Source organism: Myxococcus sp. SDU36, from assembly GCF_030168875.1.
Lineage (GTDB): Bacteria > Myxococcota > Myxococcia > Myxococcales > Myxococcaceae > Myxococcus > Myxococcus vastator.
The window spans coordinates 8,512,211-8,533,389 of record NZ_CP077414.1; the positions used below are offsets into that span (position 1 = coordinate 8,512,211).

At 72.0% G+C, this 21,179-nt stretch carries 5 protein-coding genes; 3 read left to right on the forward strand and 2 right to left on the reverse strand.

What is annotated here, in order from left to right; genetic code table 11:
* The first annotated feature begins 3 nt into the window (after positions 1-3).
* Positions 4-1,296 carry an ABC transporter permease gene (locus KGD87_RS34810; protein ID WP_284665217.1) on the forward strand — a complete coding sequence of 431 codons (1,293 nt, stop codon included), beginning with the start codon at positions 4-6 and terminating at the stop codon, positions 1,294-1,296.
* Positions 1,296-2,075, forward strand: a complete 780-nt coding sequence (locus KGD87_RS34815) for an outer membrane lipoprotein-sorting protein (RefSeq protein ID WP_284665218.1) — start codon at positions 1,296-1,298, stop codon at positions 2,073-2,075. Before KGD87_RS34810 ends, KGD87_RS34815 begins: the two co-directional genes overlap by 1 nt.
* Here the strand turns inward: KGD87_RS34815 and KGD87_RS34820 are convergent, their stop codons facing one another.
* On the reverse strand, positions 2,076-18,887 hold the full coding sequence (locus KGD87_RS34820) for a non-ribosomal peptide synthetase (RefSeq protein WP_284665219.1): 16,812 nt from the start codon (positions 18,885-18,887) through the stop codon (positions 2,076-2,078).
* 27 nt (positions 18,888-18,914) lie between these two features.
* Positions 18,915-20,861 (reverse strand): hypothetical protein, encoded by a 1,947-nt coding sequence (locus tag KGD87_RS34825; protein ID WP_284665220.1) that lies wholly within the window; start codon positions 20,859-20,861, stop codon positions 18,915-18,917.
* Positions 20,862-21,003: 142 nt separating this feature from the next.
* Between KGD87_RS34825 and KGD87_RS34830 the strand changes: the two genes are divergently transcribed.
* Positions 21,004-21,174 carry a Xan family putative trans-acting RiPP leader peptide gene (locus tag KGD87_RS34830; protein ID WP_284665221.1) on the forward strand — a complete coding sequence of 57 codons (171 nt, stop codon included), beginning with the start codon at positions 21,004-21,006 and terminating at the stop codon, positions 21,172-21,174.
* Positions 21,175-21,179: the final 5 nt, after the last annotated feature.

Sequence of the window (21,179 nt, forward strand, 5' to 3'; positions counted from 1 at the left end):
CCGATGCGCGCGCTTCTCCAGATTGCCTTCCGCAACCTCCTGGCCCACCGCGAGCGGGGCCTGTTGCTGCTCGTCGTGCTCGCGGGCGCCAGCGCCGTGCTGGTGGGCGTGATGTCCGTGAGCGCGGGCGTCGCCCGGGCGCAGCGCGAGGCGGTGCGGACCTTCCTCGCGGGCGACCTCAACGTCGGGGGCTACTTCAAGGAGCATCCCGACTCCATCTTCCCCGTGGTGGGTGACACCTCGCGTGTCCGCTCGGTCCTCCAGCCGCACGTGCCCGCGGAGTGCCAGGTGCGCGAGCGGGGCCGGGGCTCGGCCACCGCGGGCGCGGGACGGCACCGCGTGCGCTCGTACCTGATGAGCCTGGACGTCGCGGCCGAGGGCGACGCGGGCTTCCGGGTGCGCACCGGCTCGCTGGAAGCACTGGCGAAGCCACGCACGGTGGCGCTGTCCACGTCGCTGGCGGAGCGGCTCCAGGTGGAGGTGGGCGAGCTGGCCACGCTCTTCGTGCAGATGCCGGGCGGCAAGCGCAACGCGGTGGACGTGGAGGTGGTGGCCCTGCTGGAGCGCGCGGGTGTCCTGGGCGAGTCCGCGGGGTTGCTGGTGTCCAACGCGATGCTGCGCGAGCTGTATGGCTTCCGTCCGGACTCGGCCAGCGTGATTCAGCTCCTCTGTGGCGACGGCACGGAGCTGGAGCCCCTGGCGGGAGCGCTGCGCGGCGCGCTCCAGCAGGCCGGCTACGAGGTGCTGCCGCCCGCGCACGAGGCCTACGGCGACAAGCTCGGGCCGCTGCTGCGCGAGGGCTGGGCGGGCCAGAAGCTGGACGTGAGCACCTGGGAGGACGAGGCGGCCTTCCTCGACTTCGTGGGTCAGGGATTGGGGCTGCTGATGGTGCTGGTCGGCGCGGTGGTGTTCGGCGTCGTGGTGGTGGGGCTCTTCGTCTCGCTCAACGTGTCCGTGCGCGAGCGCACGCGGGAGATTGGAACGCTGCGCGCCATGGGCATGCAGCGCCGCTCGCTGGTGGCCGCCTTCATGCTGGAGGGGTTGCTGGTGGGGTGGGCGGCCTCGCTTGTGGGCGCTGGCGTGGCGGCGGGGCTGGGCGTGCTCCTCCGTGACGTGCTGCCGGTGCCGGACGCGCTCTCCACCCTGTTCTTCAGTGGCACGCTGCCGCTGGCGCCCACCCTGGGGCACGTGGTGGCCGCGGTGCTCCTGGTGACGCTGGGGGCGGGCCTGGCTTCCATCGTCCCGGCCTTCCGGGCCGCTTCGCTTCCTCCTCGTTCCGCCATGGAGTCCTTGTGATGAACGCACGACGCCCGTTGTCCGTCCTGTTGCTCGGCTGGGCCCTGCTGCTTCCGGCGGTGGCGCTCGCGGAGGCCGAACCCAGGCTGGCGCCCGATGCCCTGCTGCGCCACATCGACGAGAAGATGTCCTTCACCAGCGACTACAAGGGCGTCATCCGCCTCTATGAGACGCGCAAGGACGGCGCCAAGCGGGCCATGGAGGTCCACGTCTACCGGCGCGAGGCCGACAATGACTTGCTCTTCCTCTCCACCAAGCCGCGGCACCTGGCGGGCATGGGGACGCTGCGCATCGGCCGCAACCTGTGGGACTACGAGGCGACGACGGGCTCGTGGCGGCGCAACACCCAGCGCACCAACCTGCTCAACACCTTCACCTGCGAGGCGGACTTCGACCGCTCGCGGCTGGCGGAGGACTACGCCGGCAAGGACGAGGGCGACGACACCGTCAACGGCGTGGCGTACCGCAAGCTGCTGCTGACGGCGAAGAACGACCAGGTGACCTTCCCGCTGATGCGCATCTGGGTGGATCCGCAGAACAACATCGTCAAGAAGGTGGGCTACACCGCGTCCGGCCGCACGCTGCGCACCGACATCGTGCGCAGCTATCAGCGCATCAAGGACCCGCTCTCCGGCAAGCACGTCCTCCACTACAAGGAAGTGCTGGAGACGGAGGAGCAGGAAGGCACGCAGATGGTGGTCCGCTACGACGAGGTGGTGCTGGCGCCGCTGGCCGCCAACATCTTCACCAAGGCGTGGCTGGAGAGCCGCCTGCGCTAATCAGTCTCCCCGCCGCTTCAGCACCTCCAGGAGGTGGTTCGCCAGCTCCTGGACGCAGGGCTGCTGGAGCGTGCCGAAGTGGGAGCTGGCCAGCGGCACCACGTCGAGCTGCTCGCGCGTCAGGTGCCGCTCCCATCCCAGCGTGTCCCCGTGCAGGGCCCGTGACGGCGCGCTCGCGAAGAGCTGCACCCGGGCGCGCACGGACGGCACCTTCCAGCCCACCACCTGCGGCACCAGGACCTCGCCCAGCACGTGCCAGATACGGCGCAGGTCGGCGGCGCGGGAGTGGGGGGCCAGCATGCCCAGCTCGCGGCCCAGCGCCGTCACCCGCTCCCAGCGCGCGGCGTCGTCCAGCGGGGCCAGCTCCGCCTCCAGCGCCGCGTCCAGGACGCCGAACTCCTCCGCCATGGAGCGCACCGGGTCCTCCGGCGACTGGGGCCCCTCTACCGCGGGCAAGGCATCCACCAGGGCCAGCAGCTCCACGGTTTCGCCCTGCGCCTCCAGTGCCGCCGCGACGCCCAGCGCCGGGTAGCCGCCGAACGAGTAGCCCGCGAAGCGGTAGGGGCCGTGCGGCTGCACCTCGCGGATGTCCCGCACGTAGGCGGCGATGCGCGCGTCGAAGGTGGCGTGGCCGTGCTTCGACCGCGTCTCGGGGGCCTGGATGCCGTAGCAGCGCAGGCCGGGCTCCAGCAGCGGGGTGAGGTTCCGGTAGTAGTGCAGCTCGCCGTCGGCGGGGTGGAACACGAAGAAGGGCGGCGCGGACTTCGGTGTCTGCTTGCTGGACAGGGACACCACGCTGGAGCGCGGAGGGCCTTCGGCCAGCAGCTCGTGCACGGCATCGGCCGTCTCACGGAACACCGGGTACTGGAAGAGCGTGGCCAGGGGGACGGGCACGCCCAGCTCCTCCTCCAGCCGGCTCAGCAGGCGCATCGCGAGGATGGAGTCGCCGCCCACCTGGAAGAAGTCATCGCCCGCGCTGACGTCCGTGCGCCCCAGCACCTCGCGCCACAGCCGCTCCATGGCCATCTCCAGCGTGGTGCGGAAGGGCGTCTCCAGGTGCTCTCCCAGAGCCTCCTTCACGGGCGGCACGGCGGGCTGCGCGGACAGGTCCGGCAGCGCCTGCCGGTCCACCTTGCCGTTGGCGTTGATGGGCAGCGCCTCCAGGACGGCGAGGGCCGCGGGCACCATGTACGACGGCAGCCGCGCCGCGACGTGCTCACGCAGCGCGTCCGCGCGCACCTCCTTGGGCGGTGCCTGGAGGAACGCCTGGAGCTGCGTCTGCCCGGAGCCGCCGGTGCGCGCCAGCACCACGGCTTCCTCGACGCCCGGGAACTGGCGCAGGCAGGCCTCGATTTCGGCCAGCTCGACGCGGAAGCCTCGAATCTTGATTTGATGGTCCGCGCGGCCCAGGAAGCGCAGCCGCCCGTCCGGCAGCATCCGGGCCAGGTCTCCCGTGTGGTACATGCGCGCGCCGGGCTCGGTGGCGAAGGGGTCGGGGATGAAGCGCTCGGCCGTCAGGTCCGGAGCGCCCAGGTAGCCCCGCGCCGGCGCGGCGCCGCCGATGTACACGCGTCCGGGCAGCCCCGGCAGCACCGGCTCCAGGTGCTCGTCGAGCAGGTGGATGCGCACGCGAGGAATGGGCCGACCGATGGGGAAGGTGGCGTCGGTGCCCAGGCCCTCGGCGCCCGGGATGTCACAGGTGGCGGAGGTAATCGTGCACTCGGTGGGGCCGTAGACGTTGAGCCACGGTGCATGGCCTCCGCCCACGCGCACCCAGGCTTCATACGTCTCGCGCTTGAGCACGTCGCCACCGGGCGCCAGCAGGCGCAGCCGCGCGGGCACGCGCTGGCCGTGGGACTCCATCTGGCGAATCCACTCCTCGATGTACGTGGGGGGCAGGCTGATGAGGGTGATGCCCGTCTCCTCCAGGTACGGCGTCATGACGTGCGCGGGCACCAGTCCGCTGCGCATCACCACCGTCGCGCCCACCACGAGCGGCGGGTAGAGGTCCTCGGCCGCAGCGTCGAAGCTGAGCGGCGCGAACTGGAGCATCCTGTCTCCAGGGCGCAGGCCGAAGCGCGCGGCCAGGGCGACGTTGTGGTTCACCACGCTGCGGTGCTCCACCATGACGCCCTTGGGCTCGCCGGTGGAGCCGGACGTGAAGACGATGTACGCCACTTGCGAGGCCGCGACGTGCCGCGGACCGGGCTCCAGGTCCTCGGCGAGGTGCGCGGGCTGGGGCGGCACCTCCACGTCGGGCACCAGGCCCGCGTGCGCCTCCAGTGCCTCGGCGTCCACCCACAGCCGCCGCACGCCTGAGCGCGTCAGCACCGAGCGCTTGCGAGGCTCCGGCCATCCCGCGTCCAGCGGGACGTAGGTGCCGCCCGCCTTGAGGATGCCCAGCAGCACGGCCATGCCCTGGTTGGAGGGCTCCATCACCACGCCCACGCGCTCTTCTGGCTGCATGCCCCGGGAGAGCAGGCGCGCGGCCAGCGCGTTGGCGCGAGCGTTGAGCTCCGCGTAGCTCCACGTCGAATCGCCATGGGCCACTGCGGGGGCCTGTGGCGAGCGGCGCACCTGCGCCTCGAAGAGCGTGTGGATGCAGGCGCCCGCTGGAATGTCCTGGGGGCCGCCATCCAACGCGGCCAGCACCTGCGCGCGCTGCTGCGAGGACAGCAGCGACAGCCGGGCCAGCGGCGCGTCCGGTGCGCGCACGGCCGCGGTGAGCAACTGCTCGAAGGCGCGGGCCATGCGCTGGGCCGTGGCGGAGGTGAAGAGGGCGCTGTCGGTGGCGAGGAAGCCCAGCGTCCCGCCGTCTGGCCGCTCGATGAGGTGCAGCACCACGTCGTAGGCGGGGAAGATGCTCTCGCCATCCAGGTACGTGATGTCCAGTCCGTTGAAGGACAGGGAGGCGGGGCTGTCCAGCAGGAGCAGGGCCTGGGCCAGCGGCGGCGCGGTGCGGGGCGCATCCGGCTGCACCGCGTCCGCGATGCGCTTGAAGGGGACTTCCTGGTTCGCCGTGGCGTGCCCCACCACGTCCCAGGCGCGGCGCAGGAGCGCGCGGAAGGACGGCGTGCCCGCCACCTCGGTGCACAGGGGCAGCACGTTGGCGAAGTAGCCCACCTGCCGCTCGGCGCCCGGCAGCACGCGGCCCGAAAAGGGCGACGCGACGACGACGTGCGGCTGCGCGCTGAGCCGGTGCAGCCACAACTGCATCAGCGCGAGCACCGCGGTGAAGGGAGACACGCCCTCGCGCCGGGCCAGCGCGTGGAGCGCTGACATCGTCTCGGAGCCGAGGGACAGGGGCTCCGGCCGCATGTTCGCGTTCAGCGCGGGCGCGCGGCGGGGGAAGTCCAGCGGCAGGTCCAGGACGGACGGTGCGTGCGCCAGCGCGGCCTTCCAGGAGGCCACGGCGGCGTCCACCTCCAGCAGGTGCTCGGGGCTCCGTTGCCAGAGCGCGAAGTCCGCATACGTCCGCGCGGCGGGAGGCATCAGCGGCGTGGCGCGCGCGTGCGCCGGGGGGGCGGCCCAGGCCTGGGCGAGCTCCTCCAGGAAGGCCCCCATGCCGATGCCGTCGTTGACCAGGTGGCTCATGGACGCGACGAGCACATGTCGCGTGCCGTTGGCGTCCAGCCGTGCCAGCTCGAAGCGGTACAGCGGGCCCTGGTCCACGGCGAAGTGCTCGCGGTCATGCCGACTGGCGATGGCGCGCGCGGCGTCCAGGGCCTCGGCGGCGCCCAGGTGGGACAGGTCCGTCTGGACGAGCACCGGCCGGGTGATGGGATGTTCCTGGGTGAAGACGGCTCCGTGCTTCAAGCGGAAGGTGGTGCGCAGCGTGGCGTTGCGCTCCAGCACGGCCTCCAGGGCGGCCTCCAGGCACGCGACGTCCAGCGTGCCGTCGAGCACCAGCGCGGCGACGACGACGAAGGGCGGCGCCTCCGGGAGCTGCATCGCGTACCAGAGCCGCTCCTGCACCAGCGACGCGGGGATGCGCTCCGGCCGCGCGGGGGGCAGGGACTCCGTGCGCTCCGCGACCTTGGGGGACGCGTCGATACGGGCGGCGAGCGCCGCCAGCGTGGGCGTGGCGAACAACGTGGCCACGGGCAGCTCGACGCCCAGCCGCTCCCGGACACGGGAGGCGAGCTGAACGGACAACAGCGAGTGCCCTCCCAGCTCGAAGAAGTCGTCCCGGGCACCCACTCGCCGCGCGCCCAGCAGCTCCTCCCAGAGCTGAGCCAGGGCGTGCTCGGTGGGCGTGGACGGCGGAACGAAGTCCTCGTCGGAAGCCGCGGGAGCTTCCGGCGCGGGCAGCGCCTCCCGGTCCACCTTGCCATTGGGCGTGAGCGGAAGCCGCGCCAGCGCGACGAGCGCGGAGGGCACCATGTGCGCGGGCAGCCGCTGTGCCAACGCGGCGCGCAGGGGCTCCGTCTCCGGCATCGCGTCGTGGCCGGTGACGTAGCCCACCAACCGGGGGCCCGTGGTGCCGTCCTCACGGAGGACCACCACCGCCGCCGCGACACCCGGCAGCTCGCGGAGCCCGGCTTCCACCTCGCCCGGCTCCACGCGGTGGCCACGCACCTTCACCTGGAAGTCCACGCGGCCCAGGTACTCCAGCACGTCCGACGGCCGCAGGCGCACCCGGTCGCCGGTGCGGTACATCCGCGCGCCCGGAATGGAGGAGAACGGGTCCGGCACGAAGCGCTCGGCGGTGAGCTCGGGCCTGCGCCAATACCCACGCGCGACGCCTTCACCTCCGATGTAGAGCTCGCCAGGGACACCCGCGGGCGCCGGCCTGAGGGTGGCGTCCAGGACATAAAGGCGCGTGTTGGCGATGGGGCGGCCAATGGGCACCGCGCCCTCCACCGGCGTGTCCGCCTCCACGGTGTGGACGCAGCAGCCCACCACCGTCTCCGTGGGGCCGTACTCATTGATGAGCCGCGTGCCCGGCGCGTGCCGGCGCCAGGGCTCCACGGCGGCCGAGGTGAGCGCCTCGCCACCGACGACGAAGGCGCGGGTGCGGCCCGTGCGCGCCTCGGGCGAAAGCTGCGCGGCCAGCATCTGCAGGTGGGCGGGCGTCAGCTTCACCAGGCTGAAGTCCGCGCCCGTGCGGAGCGCGGCGGCCAGTCCCTCCACGCCGTCCTCTTCCGGAACGAGCGTCACGGGCCTGCCCGCGGTGAGCGGCAGCAGCAGGCTGGTGACGGTGAGGTCGAACGCCAGCGAGGAATGGACGGGCGCGCCCGCGCCGTCGTCGACGGCATACGCCTTCCGGGCCCAGTGCAGGTAGTTCACCACGCCCCGGTGCTCCACCATGACGCCCTTGGGTCGCCCGGTGCTGCCGGAGGTGTAGATGAGGTAGGCGAGGTCCTCCGCCGAAGAGGCGGATTCGAGCGGCGCGTCCGACTCCCGCCCGGCGGTGCGCTCCCATTCGGAGTCCAGGCACAGCACCAGCGCCTGCGAGACGGGCAGCGTGTCCGCCACCGCGTCCTCGGTGACGAGCACGGGCGCGCCCGTATCCTCCAGCAGGAAGCTCAGCCGCGCGGGAGGATGGGACGCATCCAGTGGAACATAGGCGCCCCCGGCTTTCAGCACGCCGAGCACCGCCACCACCATGTCCACGGAGCGGCGGAGGCACAGGCCCACCAGCGTCTGGCTCCGGACGCCCAGCCGGCGCAGGTGCCGCGCGAGCTGGTTGGCGCGCGCATCCAACTGGCCGTAGGTCATCACGTCCCCGTCGTGCAGGACGGCGGGGGCTTCCGGAGCGCGCGAGGCCTGGGCCTCGAACAGCGCATGGACGGTGTGCTCGCGCGGAAAGTCCGCGTCGGTGTCGTTCCACGTCCGGAGCAGGTGCTCTCGCTCACTCGCGGGCACCAGCTCCAGCGCGGACACCGCGGTGCCCGGCGCTTCCAACGCGTGCTGGAGCAACCGGACGTAGTGGCCGATGAGTCGCTGCGCGGTGGTGGCCTCGAACAGCTCGGTGCCGTAGCGCAGCGCCAGCGTGTAGCCGGTGGTGGACTCGGCGACCCACAGCGACAAGTCGAACGGGCTGGTGAGCAGCTCCGGCTGGAGCGGCCGGGCGCGCAGCCCCGGGAAGGCGTCCGCCAGCGTGCGGTCGGAGCGCACCAGGTCGAACATCACCTGGAACAGCGGCGAGTGCCCGGCGGAGCGCTCCACGCCCACCGCCTGGACGACCCGGTCCAGTGGAACGTCCTGGTGTGCCAGCGCTTCCAGCGTGGTGGCGCGCACGCCGCCCACCAGCGCGGTGAAGGACGCATCCGGCGCCACCGGTGTACGCAGCGCCACGGTGTTGAGCATCAGCCCGACCACACCCTCCAGGGCCGGATGCGTACGCCCGGAGACAGGCGTTCCGACGCAGAAGTCCTCCTGTCCGGAGTAGCGGTGAAGCAGCGCGGCGAACGCGGACAGCAGCACCATGTACGGTGTTGCCTGATGCTCGCGGCAGAAGGCCTGGAGCGCGCGCACCGTGTCGGCGGACAGGGCGTGGCCCTGGGTGATGGCGCCCGTGAGCAGCGGCGATGCGGGCCGAGGCTTGTCCGGGGTGAGCCGCATCAGGCCGGGCACGCCTTCGAGCTTCTGCTTCCAGTAGGTGAGCTGAGCCTCGTCCCGCTCCCGAGCAGGAGGGGTGCGCAGCCACGCGGCGATGTCCGCATGCTCCAGCCGGGGCGGAGGCAGCGTGGGCGCGCGGCGTTGATGGAACGCGGCGTAGGCTTCGCCCAGCTCGCGCACCACGACGTCCAGCGACAGCCCGTCCACCACGAGGTGATGGAAGGCCAGCAGCAGGACGTGCTGCTCCGGCGCCGTGCACAGCAGTCGGAAGCGATAGAGCGGCCCGTGCGCCAGGTCGAAGGAGGCGTGGACCGCGTCCCGGGCCCACTGCGCAGTGGAAGGCGCTTCTTCCACCTCCAACACGCGCGGAGGCACGGGGCACAGCACGGGCGCTGGAAGGCCGTCGCGCGCCGGCACGGCGAGCCGCAGCACCGGATGCCGCGTCACCAGCCAGCGCAGGGCGTCTTCCATCGCCGCCGTGTCCAGCGGGCCGTCGAGCTCCACGGCCTCCGCGAGGTGATAGGCGCTGGTGCCCGGGTGGAGCTGCTGCACGAACCACAGCCGCTCCTGCGTGGGAGACAGCACCAACGCGGCGTCCGCTGGACGAGGCATGGGCGCGGGGAGTGGCGCCGCGCCGTCACGCCGCGCCTCCAGCTCGCGCGCGAGGCCCGCGACGGTGGGCTCGGTGAAGAACGCCTGGAGCGGGAACTCCACGTCGAACGCCTGCCGGACCCGGGCCACCAGCCGCGTGGCGGCCAGCGAATGTCCTCCGATGTGGAAGAAGTCGTCCTCGCGCCGCACCTGCGGCAGGCCCAGCACCTGGCAGAACAGCAGGGCGAGCAGCTCCTCGACGGCGCCACGGGGGCGCGCTTCGGGCGCGGCCTCCGGCTCGATGTCCGGGATGGGCAGGGCCGCCAGGGCCTTGCGGTCCACCTTGCCACTGGTCGTCATCGGCAGGGCGGCCAGCACCGTGAAGCGCGAGGGCACCAGGGCCTCGGGCAGCGCGCGTGACAGTCCTTCGCGGAGCCGGGACTCGACGCCGGGCGCGGTGTCTTCCAGCACGAGGAACGCCTCCAGCCGGGCGTCGCGCTGGCTGCCGCGCACCACCACCGAGGCCTGCCTCACGCCGGGCTGGCGCAGGAGGGCGGCCTCCACTTCCTCCAGCTCCACGCGGACGCCGCGCACCTTCACCTGGAAGTCGGTGCGCCCCAGGAAGCCGAGCGAGCCGTCACCGTTCCACCGCACCCGGTCACCCGTGCGGTACAGGCGGCTTCCCTCGCTGCAGGAGAAGGCGTCTGGGATGAAGCGCTCGGCGGTGAGGTCGGGGCGGTCGCGGTAGCCACGGCCCAGGCAGGTGCCGCCGATGTAGAGCTCACCGGGCACGCCTGGAGGCACCGGAGCGCCGTTCGCATCCAGGACGTACAGCCGGCACCGGTCCAACGGGCGGCCCAGGCGCACGGGACGGTCGGGCAGCGTGATTTCCGCCGCGACGTTGATGCTCGTCTCCGTGGGGCCATAGGTGTTGACCAGCCGCGTGTGGGTGAGCGCGAGCTGCCGCACCAACGGATCTGGCAGCACCTCGCCGCCCGTCACGAGCACCTTGAGTGCGCGGAACGCCTCCGCCGCGCCGGGCTCCTCCAGCGCGGTGGCCAGCGAGGACGGAGTGATGACGACGTGGGTGATGCCGTGACCGAGGATGTCGCGGCCCAGGCCCAGGGGGCCCACCTCGCGCAGCACGGTGCGAGCGCCGCGGGTGATGCTGAAGAGCAGCTCCTCCAGGTGGATGTCGAAGGACAGGCTGCCCGACGACGCCCAGCAGTCTCCCGGCTGCGTGGCGTAGTACGTGTCGAACGCCGCGAAGCAGTGGACGACGTTGCGGTGGGTGAGCTCCACGCCCTTGGGCTCGCCGGTGGAGCCGGAGGTGTAGAGCAGATAGGCGAGGTGCTCGGCGCGCGGGGGCCGGGGGAGGGCCACCACGTCACCGCGCACGTCGGGCGACACGAGGGGCACCCCGGGCTCCACGCCAGCGAAGAGTCCCGGTCGGCTGACGACGAGCCGCGCACGGGCCTGTCGCAGCAGCGCCGCGCGGCGAGCCGGCGGATGCGACGCCTCCAGGGGGAGGCAGCCCGCGCCACTGATGAAGATGGCGACCAGGGACACCACCGCGTCCAGTGAGCGCTCCAGGCACAGGCCCACCACGGCTTCGGGGCCCGCGCCCGCGGCGGTCAGGTGTGCCGCGAGCCGCGACGCCCGGGTGTGCAGCTCCCGGAACGTGAGCGTGCCTTCCGGTGCCACCACCGCTGGCGCGTCCGGCGTGCGAGCCACCTGGGCCTCGATGAGGGACACGATGCTCCCCTCCGAGTCGAAGGGCCGCTCGGTGGCGTTGAAGCCCTGGAGCACCTGCTCACGCTCGGTGGCGGAGAGCAGGGAGAGCTCACCCACCGACGTGCGAGGCGCGGCCACCGCGTGGGCCAGGAGCTGCACGTAGTGGTTGCGCAGCCGCTCCACGGTGCCGGGCTCGAACAGCTCGGTGCTGTACTGGAAGTAGACCTCGAAGCCCTCGCCCACCTCGATGGCGGTGAGGAACAGGTCGACCTCGCACGTCCACGTCTCGATGGGGACGCGCCGTGCGCCCAGGGCCTGGAAGCCACTGGCGGCGGACAGCTCCGTGCGGTGCAGGTCGAACATCACCTGCACGAGCGGCGCGTGCCCTGGGCTGCGCTCGACGCCCACGGCGCGCACCAGCTGCTCGAAGGGCACGTCCTGATGGGAGAGCGCGTCCAGCGTGGTGGCGCGGACCTGGGCGAGGAGCGAGGCGAAGGAGGTGGACGCGTCCACCTGGGTGCGCAGAGGCACGGTGTTGGCGAGCAGCCCCACGACGCCTTCGAGTGAAGGGTGGGTGCGGCCGGAGACGGGCGTGCCGACGCAGAAGTCATCCTGCTGGGAGTAGCGGTACAGCAGCGCGGCGAACGCGGCGTACAGCACCATGAACGGCGTGACCTGCTGTTGCCGGCACAGCGCTCGCAGGCTCTCGGAGAGGGACCGCGGCAACGGGTGGTAGCCGGTGTTGTCACCCCGGTGCGTGAGGACGGCGGGGCGCGGCTTGTCGGTGGGGAGCTGGAGCAGCTCCGGCGCGCCGGAGAGCCGCTGCTTCCAGTAGTCGAGCTGGGCCGTGTCGCGCGCATGGACAGGCTCGGAGCGCTGCCAGGCGGCCACGTCCGTGTACTGCAGCGCGACGGGAGCCAGCGTGGGCGCATGGCCGTGCTGGAAGGCGGCATACGCCTCGCCCAGCTCGCGCATGAGCAGGCCCGCGGACAGCGCGTCACCCACCAGATGGTGGAACACGACGACCAGCACATGCCGCGCTTGCTCGGCTTCGAGCAGCAGGAAGCGATACAGCGGACCGTGCTCCACATCGAACGGCCGATTGCCTTCTTCCGTGAGGCGCCGAGCCTGACGGGCCTGGGCGTCCGCACCCGGCGCCAGGGACTCCACCTGGAGCACGCTGGCGGGGACCGGGGACACGCTCGCCTGTGGCTGACCCTGGCGTGAGGACACGGTGGTGCGAAGCACCGGATGGCGCTCCAGCAGCCACCGCGCCGCCGCATCCAGCGCGGCCACGTCCACCGCGCCCGTCCACTCCGCGGCCTGGCCGACGACATGCGCCCCGGAGTCCGGCTGGAGCTGGTGGATGAACCAGAGGCGCTCCTGGGCCTGGGAGAGCGAAGGGGCGGAGTCAGAAGGCGTCGGAGGAGGAAGAGAGGAGGCGTCGCGCTGAAGCGAAGCGACTTCCAGGGCGAGGCCGGCGACGGAGGGAGCGGTGAAGAGGGAGGAGAGGGGAAGCTGGACGCCCAGGGAGTGGCGGACGCGAGCCACCAGGCGGGTGGCGGAGAGGGAATGGCCACCGAGGTGGAAGAAGCTGGCCTCGCGCTCGATGCGCTCGAGGCCGAGGACCTGGCAGAAGAGCTGGGCAAGCAGCTCCTCGAGGGGCCCACGAGGAGGCCCACCCTCGGAGAGGGAAGGCGCCTCGTCGAGAGGGAGCGCGGCGAGGGCCTTGCGGTCGAGCTTGCCCGTGGAGGTGAGAGGAAGCTGGGCCCGAAGGAGCCAGCGGGAAGGAAGCATGAAGGCCGGGAGGAGACGAGCGAGGGCGGCCTGGAGGGAGTGGACGTCGGCGTCTGGAGAAGCGGGGACGACCCAGGCGGCGAGCCAGGAGTCGGAGGGCCCGCGACGCTGGACAGTGACGGCGGCGGAGCGGACGCCGGGGAGGGAGGCGAGGGCGGCTTCGACTTCGCCCAGCTCGATGCGCATGCCGCGCACCTTCACCTGGAAGTCGACGCGGCCCAGGAAGCCGAGGGTGCCGTCGGCATTCCAGCGGCCCCGGTCCCCCGTCCGGTACAGGCGGGCGCCGGGCGTGGTGCTGAAGGGATGCGGAACGAAGCGCTCGGCGGTGAGGTCCGCGCGCCCCACGTAGCCGCGCCCAACGCCCGTGCCGCCGATGTAGAGCTCACCCGGGACACCCGGTGGCAACGGCTGGAGCGCGTCGTCCAGGACGTACACCTCCATGTTGGCCTTGGGCGTGCCGATGGGCGTGCTGGCGCTCGCGGGCGGCGCGTGCATGCGCCAGAGCGTGGCGGTATCCGCGCACTCGGCGGGGCCATAGGCGTTGACCAGCGGCAGTCCGGGGTGACGCTCGAACCACGCGCGGCAGGTCGAAGGCGGAAGCGCCTCGCCGATGGTGAGCATTTGGCGCAGGGCGGGCAGCGGCGCCTCTCCAGGCTCTTCGAGCAGGGCCTGGAGCAGCGAAGGCACCAGCTCCACGGTGGTGGCACGGGCCTGCCGCAAGGCCGCGATGAGCCGGGCGGGCTCACGCACCACGTCGTCATCCACGACGTAGGTCGTCCCTCCGGCGGCCAGCGCGCCCAGCATCTGCCAGATGGAGATGTCGAAGGACAGAGGCGCCGTCTGCGCGAGCACGTCGGACGCGCCAAGCTGCAGCGAGTCCCGCATGCCCAGCAGGTGGTTGAGCATGCCGCGGTGGTCCACCATGACGCCCTTGGGCGTGCCGGTGGAGCCGGAGGTGAAGAGGACGTAGGCCAGCGAGTCCAGCGTCGTGAAGGACGGCAGCGGCGCGTCTGACTCGGCCTCCAGGTTCTGGAGCGACAGCACGCGAGGCCGATGCTCGAGCGGTATCTCCGCGAGCACCTCGGTGAGCAGCGTCTCGACAAGGCCCAGGGGAAGGACGAAGGGCGCGCGGCTCTCCATCAGCAGCCGTGCAAGGCGCGCCGCGGGGAGCTGCGCGTCCAGCGGGAGGTAGGCGGCGCCGGCCTTGTGCAGCGACAGCAGCGCGCGAACGGTGGCCTCGGAGCGGCGGCCGAGGACGGCCACCACGGACTCGTGTCCAACGCCCTGGGCGCGCAGCGTGCGCGCGGTGCGAAGACTCAGTGCCTCCAGTTGCGCGTAGGTCCACTGCGCGTCGGCGGAGGCAAGCGCCAGCCGCTCGGGCGTGTTGCGCGCATGGGCGCTGATGCGCTCGGGCAGGCAGGTGTCCAGGTCGAAGGCCAGCGGCGCGGGACGGGCGTGGCGAAGCACCTGCGCCTGCTCGTCGGAGGACAGCAAGGACAGCCGCGACAGCGGCAGGTGCGGCTCGGCCAGCGCCTGGGTGAGCAGCCGCTGATAGTGTTCCAGCATCCGTCGAGCGGTCTCCGCCTCGAACAGCTCACCGCTGTAGCGGAGGAAGAGCTCGAAGCTGCCCGCCTGCTCGATGACGCTCAGCGCGAGGTCGAACGGGCTGGCGCGGATGTCGACGGAAACCGGCCGCGCATCCAGCCCCGCGAAGGCCTCCGCGAGCGAACCCTGCACCCGGTGCAGGTCGAACATCACCTGGTACAGAGGTGAGTGACTGAGGCTGCGCTCCACCCCGAGCGCCTGGACCAGCTGCTCGAAGGGCACGTCCTGATGGGAGAGCGCGTCCAGCGTGGTGGCGCGGACTTGGGCGAGGAGCGAGGCGAAGGAGGTGGACGCATCCACCTGTGTGCGAAGGGGGACAGTGTTGGCGAGCAGCCCCACGACGCCTTCGAGTGAAGGGTGGGTGCGGCCGGAGACGGGCGTGCCGACGCAGAAGTCATCCTGCTGGGAGTAGCGGTACAGCAGCGCGGCGAACGCGGCGTACAGCACCATGAACGGCGTGGCTTCGTGCTCATGGCAGGCGCGCTGCACGGTGTCCGTCAGCGCGGCGGGCAGCGCCTGGGTTCCCGTGGAGGCGCCCTGGTGCGTGAGGACGGCGGGGCGCGGCTTGTCGGTGGGGAGCTGGAGCAGCTCCGGCGCGCCGGAGAGCCGCTGCTTCCAGAAGCCGAGCTGTGCGGTGTCGCGCGCATGGACAGGCTCGGAGCGCTGCCAGGCGGCCACGTCCGCGTAGTGCAGCGCCACGGGAGCCAGGGGGGGCGCATGGCCCTGCTGGAAGGCGGCATACGCCTGGCCCAGCTCGCGCAGCAGGATGTCCAGCGAGAGACCGTCCACCACCAGGTGATGGAACACGGCCAGCAGCACGTGCCGGTCCTCCCCCACGTCGAGCAGCAGGAAGCGGTACAGCGGGCCCTGCTCCAGCGAGAAGGGCCGCCACGACTCCTGCTGGAGCCGAAGCGCCAGGGCCTCGGGGGCCGCGCGCAGGGCTTCCACTTGAAGCACCCGCGCGGGAACGGAGGACACTTCAACGCGCGCTTGCCCTTGCTGTGACTCCACGGTGGAGCGGAGCACCGGGTGGCGCTCCAACAGCCACCGCGCCGCCGCATCCAGCGCGTCGGCGCTCACCGTGCCGTGAAGCTCGACGGCCTGGGGGATGTGGTAGGCGCCCGAGTCCGGCTGGAGCTGGTGGATGAACCAGAGGCGCTCCTGGGCCTGGGAGAGCGAAGGGGCGGAGTCAGAAGGCGTCGGAGGAGGAAGAGAGGAGGCGTCGCGCTGAAGCGAAGCGACTTCCAGGGCGAGGCCGGCGACGGAGGGAGCGGTGAAGAGGGAGGAGAGGGGAAGCTGGACGCCCAGGGAGTGGCGGACGCGAGCCACCAGGCGGGTGGCGGAGAGGGAATGGCCACCGAGGTGGAAGAAGCTGGCCTCGCGCTCGATGCGCTCGAGGCCGAGGACCTGGCAGAAGAGCTGGGCAAGCAGCTCCTCGAGGGGCCCACGAGGAGGCCCACCCTCGGAGAGGGAAGGCGCCTCGTCGAGAGGGAGCGCGGCGAGGGCCTTGCGGTCGAGCTTGCCCGTGGAGGTGAGAGGAAGCTGGGCCCGAAGGAGCCAGCGGGAAGGAAGCATGAAGGCCGGGAGGAGACGAGCGAGGGCGGCCTGGAGGGAGTGGACGTCGGCGTCTGGAGAAGCGGGGACGACCCAGGCGGCGAGCCAGGAGTCGGAGGGCCCGCGACGCTGGACAGTGACGGCGGCGGAGCGGACGCCGGGGAGGGAGGCGAGGGCGGCTTCGACTTCGCCCAGCTCGATGCGCATGCCGCGCACCTTCACCTGGAGGTCGGCGCGAGAGACGAACTGGAGCACGCCGTCCGGCAGCCAGCGCCCCAGGTCTCCCGACCGGTAGAGGCGAGCGCCCGGCGTGGTGCTGAAGGGGTGCGGTACGAAGCGCTCGGCGGTGAGGTCCGCGCGTCCCACATACCCACGGGCCACGCCCAGGCCACCCAGGTACAGCTCGCCCACGACGCCAGCCGGAACGGGCTGGAGCGCGTCGTCCAGGACGTACACCTCCATGTTGGCCTTGGGCGTGCCAATGGGGGTGAAGCTGCCTTCGGGGGCCTCGTTGATGAAGTGGAGGCTGGCGACGTCCGAGCTCTCCGTCGGGCCATAGGCGTCCGCCATCCGGCAGCCCGGACAGCGCTCCAGCCAGGTCCGGCACAGCGCGGGAGGCACGGGCTCGCCGCCGAGCACCACCCAGCGCATCTCCGGGAAGTCCTGCTCCGGGCGAGCGCCCTCCAGGATGGCCTGGAGGACGGAGGGCACCATCTCCATGACCGTGGCGCGGCCCTGCTCCAGCGCGTCGGCGAGCCGGGGTGGGTCCCGCATCACGTCGTCTTCGATGAGGTACGTGGTGCCGCCACCGGGCAGCGCACCCAGCATCTGCCAGATGGAGATGTCGAAGCTGAGCGCGGCAATCTGGGCCACGACGTCATACCCGTCCAGGCCCAGCGCCTCGCGCATGCCCAGCAGGTGGTTGAGCATGCCGCGGTGGTCCACCATGACGCCCTTGGGCGTGCCGGTGGAGCCAGACGTGAAGAGGACATAGGCCAGCGAGTCCGGCGTGGCACGCGGCGCCAGCGGCTCCGCGCGCTCCGACTCGAGCCCCTCCAGCGACAGCACTCGAGGCCGCCGGGCTTCGGGCACGCCAGCGAGCACCTCCGACAGCAAGGCCTCGTCCGTGCCCAGCGGAAGCACGAACGGCGCGCGGCTCTCCTCCAGGAGCCGGGCCAGCCGGGCCGCGGGGAGCTGTGCGTCCAGCGGAAGGTACGCGCCCCCCGCCTTGTGAATCGACATCAGCGCGCGCACGGTGGCTTCGCCGCGGCGTCCGAGCACGGCCACCACGGACTCCAGGCCGACGCCCTGGGCCACCAGCCGGCGCGCGGCGCGGTTCGTGTGGGCCTCCAGCTCCGCATACGTCCACCGCGCGCGGGAGGAGGCCAGGGCCACCTGGTCCGGCGTGCGCGCGGCCTGGGCGGAGAAGTGCTCGGGGAAGGTGGCCTCCAGCGGGAAGGGCCGGCGCGGCGGGTTGGAATCCGCCAGCACGCGGGCGCGCTCCGCATCGGGCAGCAGCGACAGCGCGTCCACGCGCGTGTCCGGCGCGCGCAGCGCATGCGTGAGGAGCTGGAGGTAGTGGCCCAGCATCCGGCGCACCGTGGCGGCCTCGAAGAGGTCGGTGCTGTAGCGGGCGAACAGCTCGAAGCCGGACGTGCTCTCGAAGAGCGTGACGTGCAGGTCGAACTCGCACGCGCCCGTGTCCATGGGGAGGTCACGGGCCTCCGGGAAGGCGTCCGCCAGCGAATGCTCCACGCGGTACAGGTCGAACATCACCTGGAACAGCGGGGAGTGGCTGAGGCTCCGCTCCACGCCCAGGGCCTGCACCAGCCGGTCGAAGGGAAGGGCCTGGTGGCCCAGCGCATCCAGCGTGGTGGCGCGAACCTGGTCGAGCAGCGCGGTGAAGGGCTCCGCCGCCGTGACGCGCGTGCGCAGCACCACCGTGTTGACGAACAGGCCGACCAGCTCCTCCAGGGACGGGTGCGTGCGCCCGGAGACCGGCGTGCCGACGCAGAAGTCGTCCTGCCGCGAGTACCGGTACAGCAGCGCCGCGAAGGCCGCGTACAGCGTCATGAACGGCGACACCTGCCGTTCGCGACTGAAGGCGCGCAGCGCGCCCGTGAGCGAGGCGGGGAGGGCGATGCGCTCCGTCAGCGCCCCTCGGTCCGAGCGCCGGGCGGGCCGAGCCTTGTCGGTGGGCAGCTCCAGCCCCTGCACGGCGCCTTCGAGCTGCCGCTTCCAGAAGGCCGTCAGCTCCGGCTCATTCGCGGCGGCGTCGGGCGTGTGCTGCCACGCGGCGGCATCCGCGTACTCCAATGGGAGCGCCGTCAGCGCGGGGGCTTCACCCCGGGCGTGCGCGGCCTGAAGCACCCCCAGCTCGCGCATCAACACGTTGATGGACGCGCCGTCGGTGACCAGGTGGTGGAACACCAGGATGAGCACCTGCCGCTGGCCGGAGAGGTTCAGCAGGCGGAACCGGTACAGCGGCCCCTGCTCCAGGTCGAAGGGCCGGGAGGCTTCTTCGCGCAGCCGGCGCGACACCTGGGCCTCGCTCGCGCCCGTTGCAGCCTCCACGTCGAGGACGCGCTCGGGCAAATCCAGGTAGCGCACCTGGGGACGGCCGCCCTCGGCGGGGAAGCGGGCCCGCAGGAGCGGGTGGCGCGACAGCAGGGCTCGCAGCGCGGCGTCGAGCGCGCCCGCGTCCACGGGGGACTCCAGCATCGCGGCCCACGGCACCACGTAGGTCGCGGTGTCCGGGCGGAGCTGGTGCAGGAACCACATGCGCTCCTGCGCGGGTGACAGCACGTCGGCCGTCCCCGCCGGGCGGCGTGAAGGGCCCACCACGTTCCGCCGCGGCGAGGGGGGCGCTGCGCTCCCCGCGCTGGGGTTCTTGCGCTGCTCCAGCAACTTGCGCAGTTGCTCGCGCTTCGCGGCGGCGAGGGAGTCGGAGTCGGGTCGCGAGGTCATGAAGTCGGATTCCGGAAGGCCCGTGGGCTAGATGCGAACGTAGAGGCTCACGCCCGCGCGGAAGACGCCCAGCCCCGAACCGGGAGCGGTGGGGTCCGCGGGCAGGCTCTCGAAGCGGAACTCGCTGCCGCGTTCGCCGTAGGGCACCTCGACGAACGTCTGGACGAAGATGTCCCGGATGTCGAAGGGCGAGGAGTTGAAGGCCAGCCGTGACAGGTACGACGCATCCCGCACGTTGGCGATGGTGGTGAAGATGAGCGACAGCTGGGACATGCCGCGCCGGCCGATGTTGACCTGCCCCATGGCGTAGTAGCGGCCGTAGAAGAGCGGCCGGAAGTCACCTTGCGAACTCAGCCACGGCAGGAAGGCGCGGTCGTCGTAGCCCAGCGGGTTGTGAAAGCCCTCGACCCGGATGACGGCGCGGTAGAGCTCGGCGAAGTTGAACGTGGCCGAAACGCCCGCGCTGACCAGCAGCTTGCGCCCCTCCAGCGTGCGCTCCACGAAGCTGTCGCCATCGCGGGCCCAGAGCCGCATGTTGCCGTCGCCCATCCACGCCACCTCGGCGTTGAAGTCCAGCAGGCCCAGCGCCATCGTCGCGTCCAGGCCATACCGGGGCCGGCGTGATTGGTCGAACATCGCCGTCGCGGCGATTTCGCCCGTGCCCACCGCCATCTCCGCGCGCACGCCGCCGCCATAGCGCACCCGCCGGAGGTCCGCGCTGACGTCCTCCACGTTGGCGGTGCCCAGGAGCGACAGGTTGGCGGCCATGGCCTCCCACGGCACCGTGAGGCGGACCATGTCGACCCCCGTGCGCAGGTCGAAGATGTTGAGCGGATCCGGGTTGGGCGCCTGCAGGAAGTCGGTCGGGTTCCAGATTTGCGAGCTGCCCCAGCGAATCTCCTGCCGCCCGGCGGTGACGAACAGCCGCTGGGCGACGTCGAACTTCAGCCACATCTGGCCCAGCACGGCGGCGGGGCCGTTCGCCTCCGTCGACAGCGGGTCATACGCCAGCCGCCCCATCATGAAGCCGCGCACGTGCTTCGACGGCGTCGCGTCCAGGTAGATGTCCGCGAGCGCTGGCAGCAGGGGCTGGTACGACGTCTTCCCCTGGGAGCGCAGCCCCGTCAGCTCCGCGCGCTGGAAGTAGATGCCGCCCACCGCGAGCACGTCCTGCTGACGCCCCTGCGCCGTCTCATGCCAGGGGTCCGCGGCCTCGCCTTCCGGGCCCTGCCAGCCCTCCACGATGGCCTCCGATTCCGTACCCGTCGGCCGAGGCGCGGGCGCGTCCAGCAGATCCTCGAATCCGTCGGGCGCACCGGCCCCGCTCGGGTCCACGGCGGCGGTGGCGAGCCCGGAGTCGGAGTCCGTGTCGGGCGGCAGCGTCCCCGCGGCGGGCGCCCCCTTCGGGACGTCGAGCGACGCCGCGGCGGCTGGCACGGTGGTGCCTTCACTCCCGGCCGAAGCCACGGGGCCGCGTGCCGGTGACGGGCTCGCCGAGGACAGGGGCTCGGTGTAGCGCATCGACTTCACGCGCCGCTGCTTGTCGAGGAGCACGCTCAGCCCGCGCGTCCGGTAGTGCCACCAGCGCTGGCGCGCCGGGGCCGCTTCCTCCTCGTGACAGTCCAGGCCTTCCTCCGAGGACCGCGCGGCGCCACACGCGGGGCCGTACAGCGCGACGAGCCCCGCCTGCGTCGGCGGCCTGGTGGGCACCACCTCGATGCGGCGCAGCACACCCTGCCGCGCGTCGAAGTGGAAGCGCGTGCTCCGGGTGCCTCCCGGCGCGGCCTTGCGCTGGTACGTCAGCACCACCGCGCCGCCCTCATGGACCTGTCGGGTGGGCGGACCAAAGGAGAGCAGGACCTGCTGGAGCGTCGTCGTGCCTGGCTCCGTGCCGTTCCAGGGCTCGGCGGACGCGGCAAGACTCCAGAGCAGGACGGCCGCGGCCAGGGCTCGAACGGACAAGGGGGGCGTCATCACAGGGGCTCCCTGGAGCGTATACGAGTCTCAATCCGCGATACATGTGTCGAAAAATTCTTAAGAAAGGGGACTCCGGATTGACAGGCCCCCCGGCCAGCCGGAAACAATCACGCCCCCACCCCCCGCTTCAGGAGGCTTCATGGCTTCGGAAGAGACCCTGTCCGCATCGCCCGCCCATCCCGAGTCCGCCACTTCCGAGGCGGCGCCCTCCGAGGTCTCCGCCGCGCCCGAGAAGCTGGATGAGATCGAGGAGATCGACTTCCTCCTCGAGGAGATCGAGAGCAAGATTGCTCCGCTCGCGCTGGCGTAAGGGTC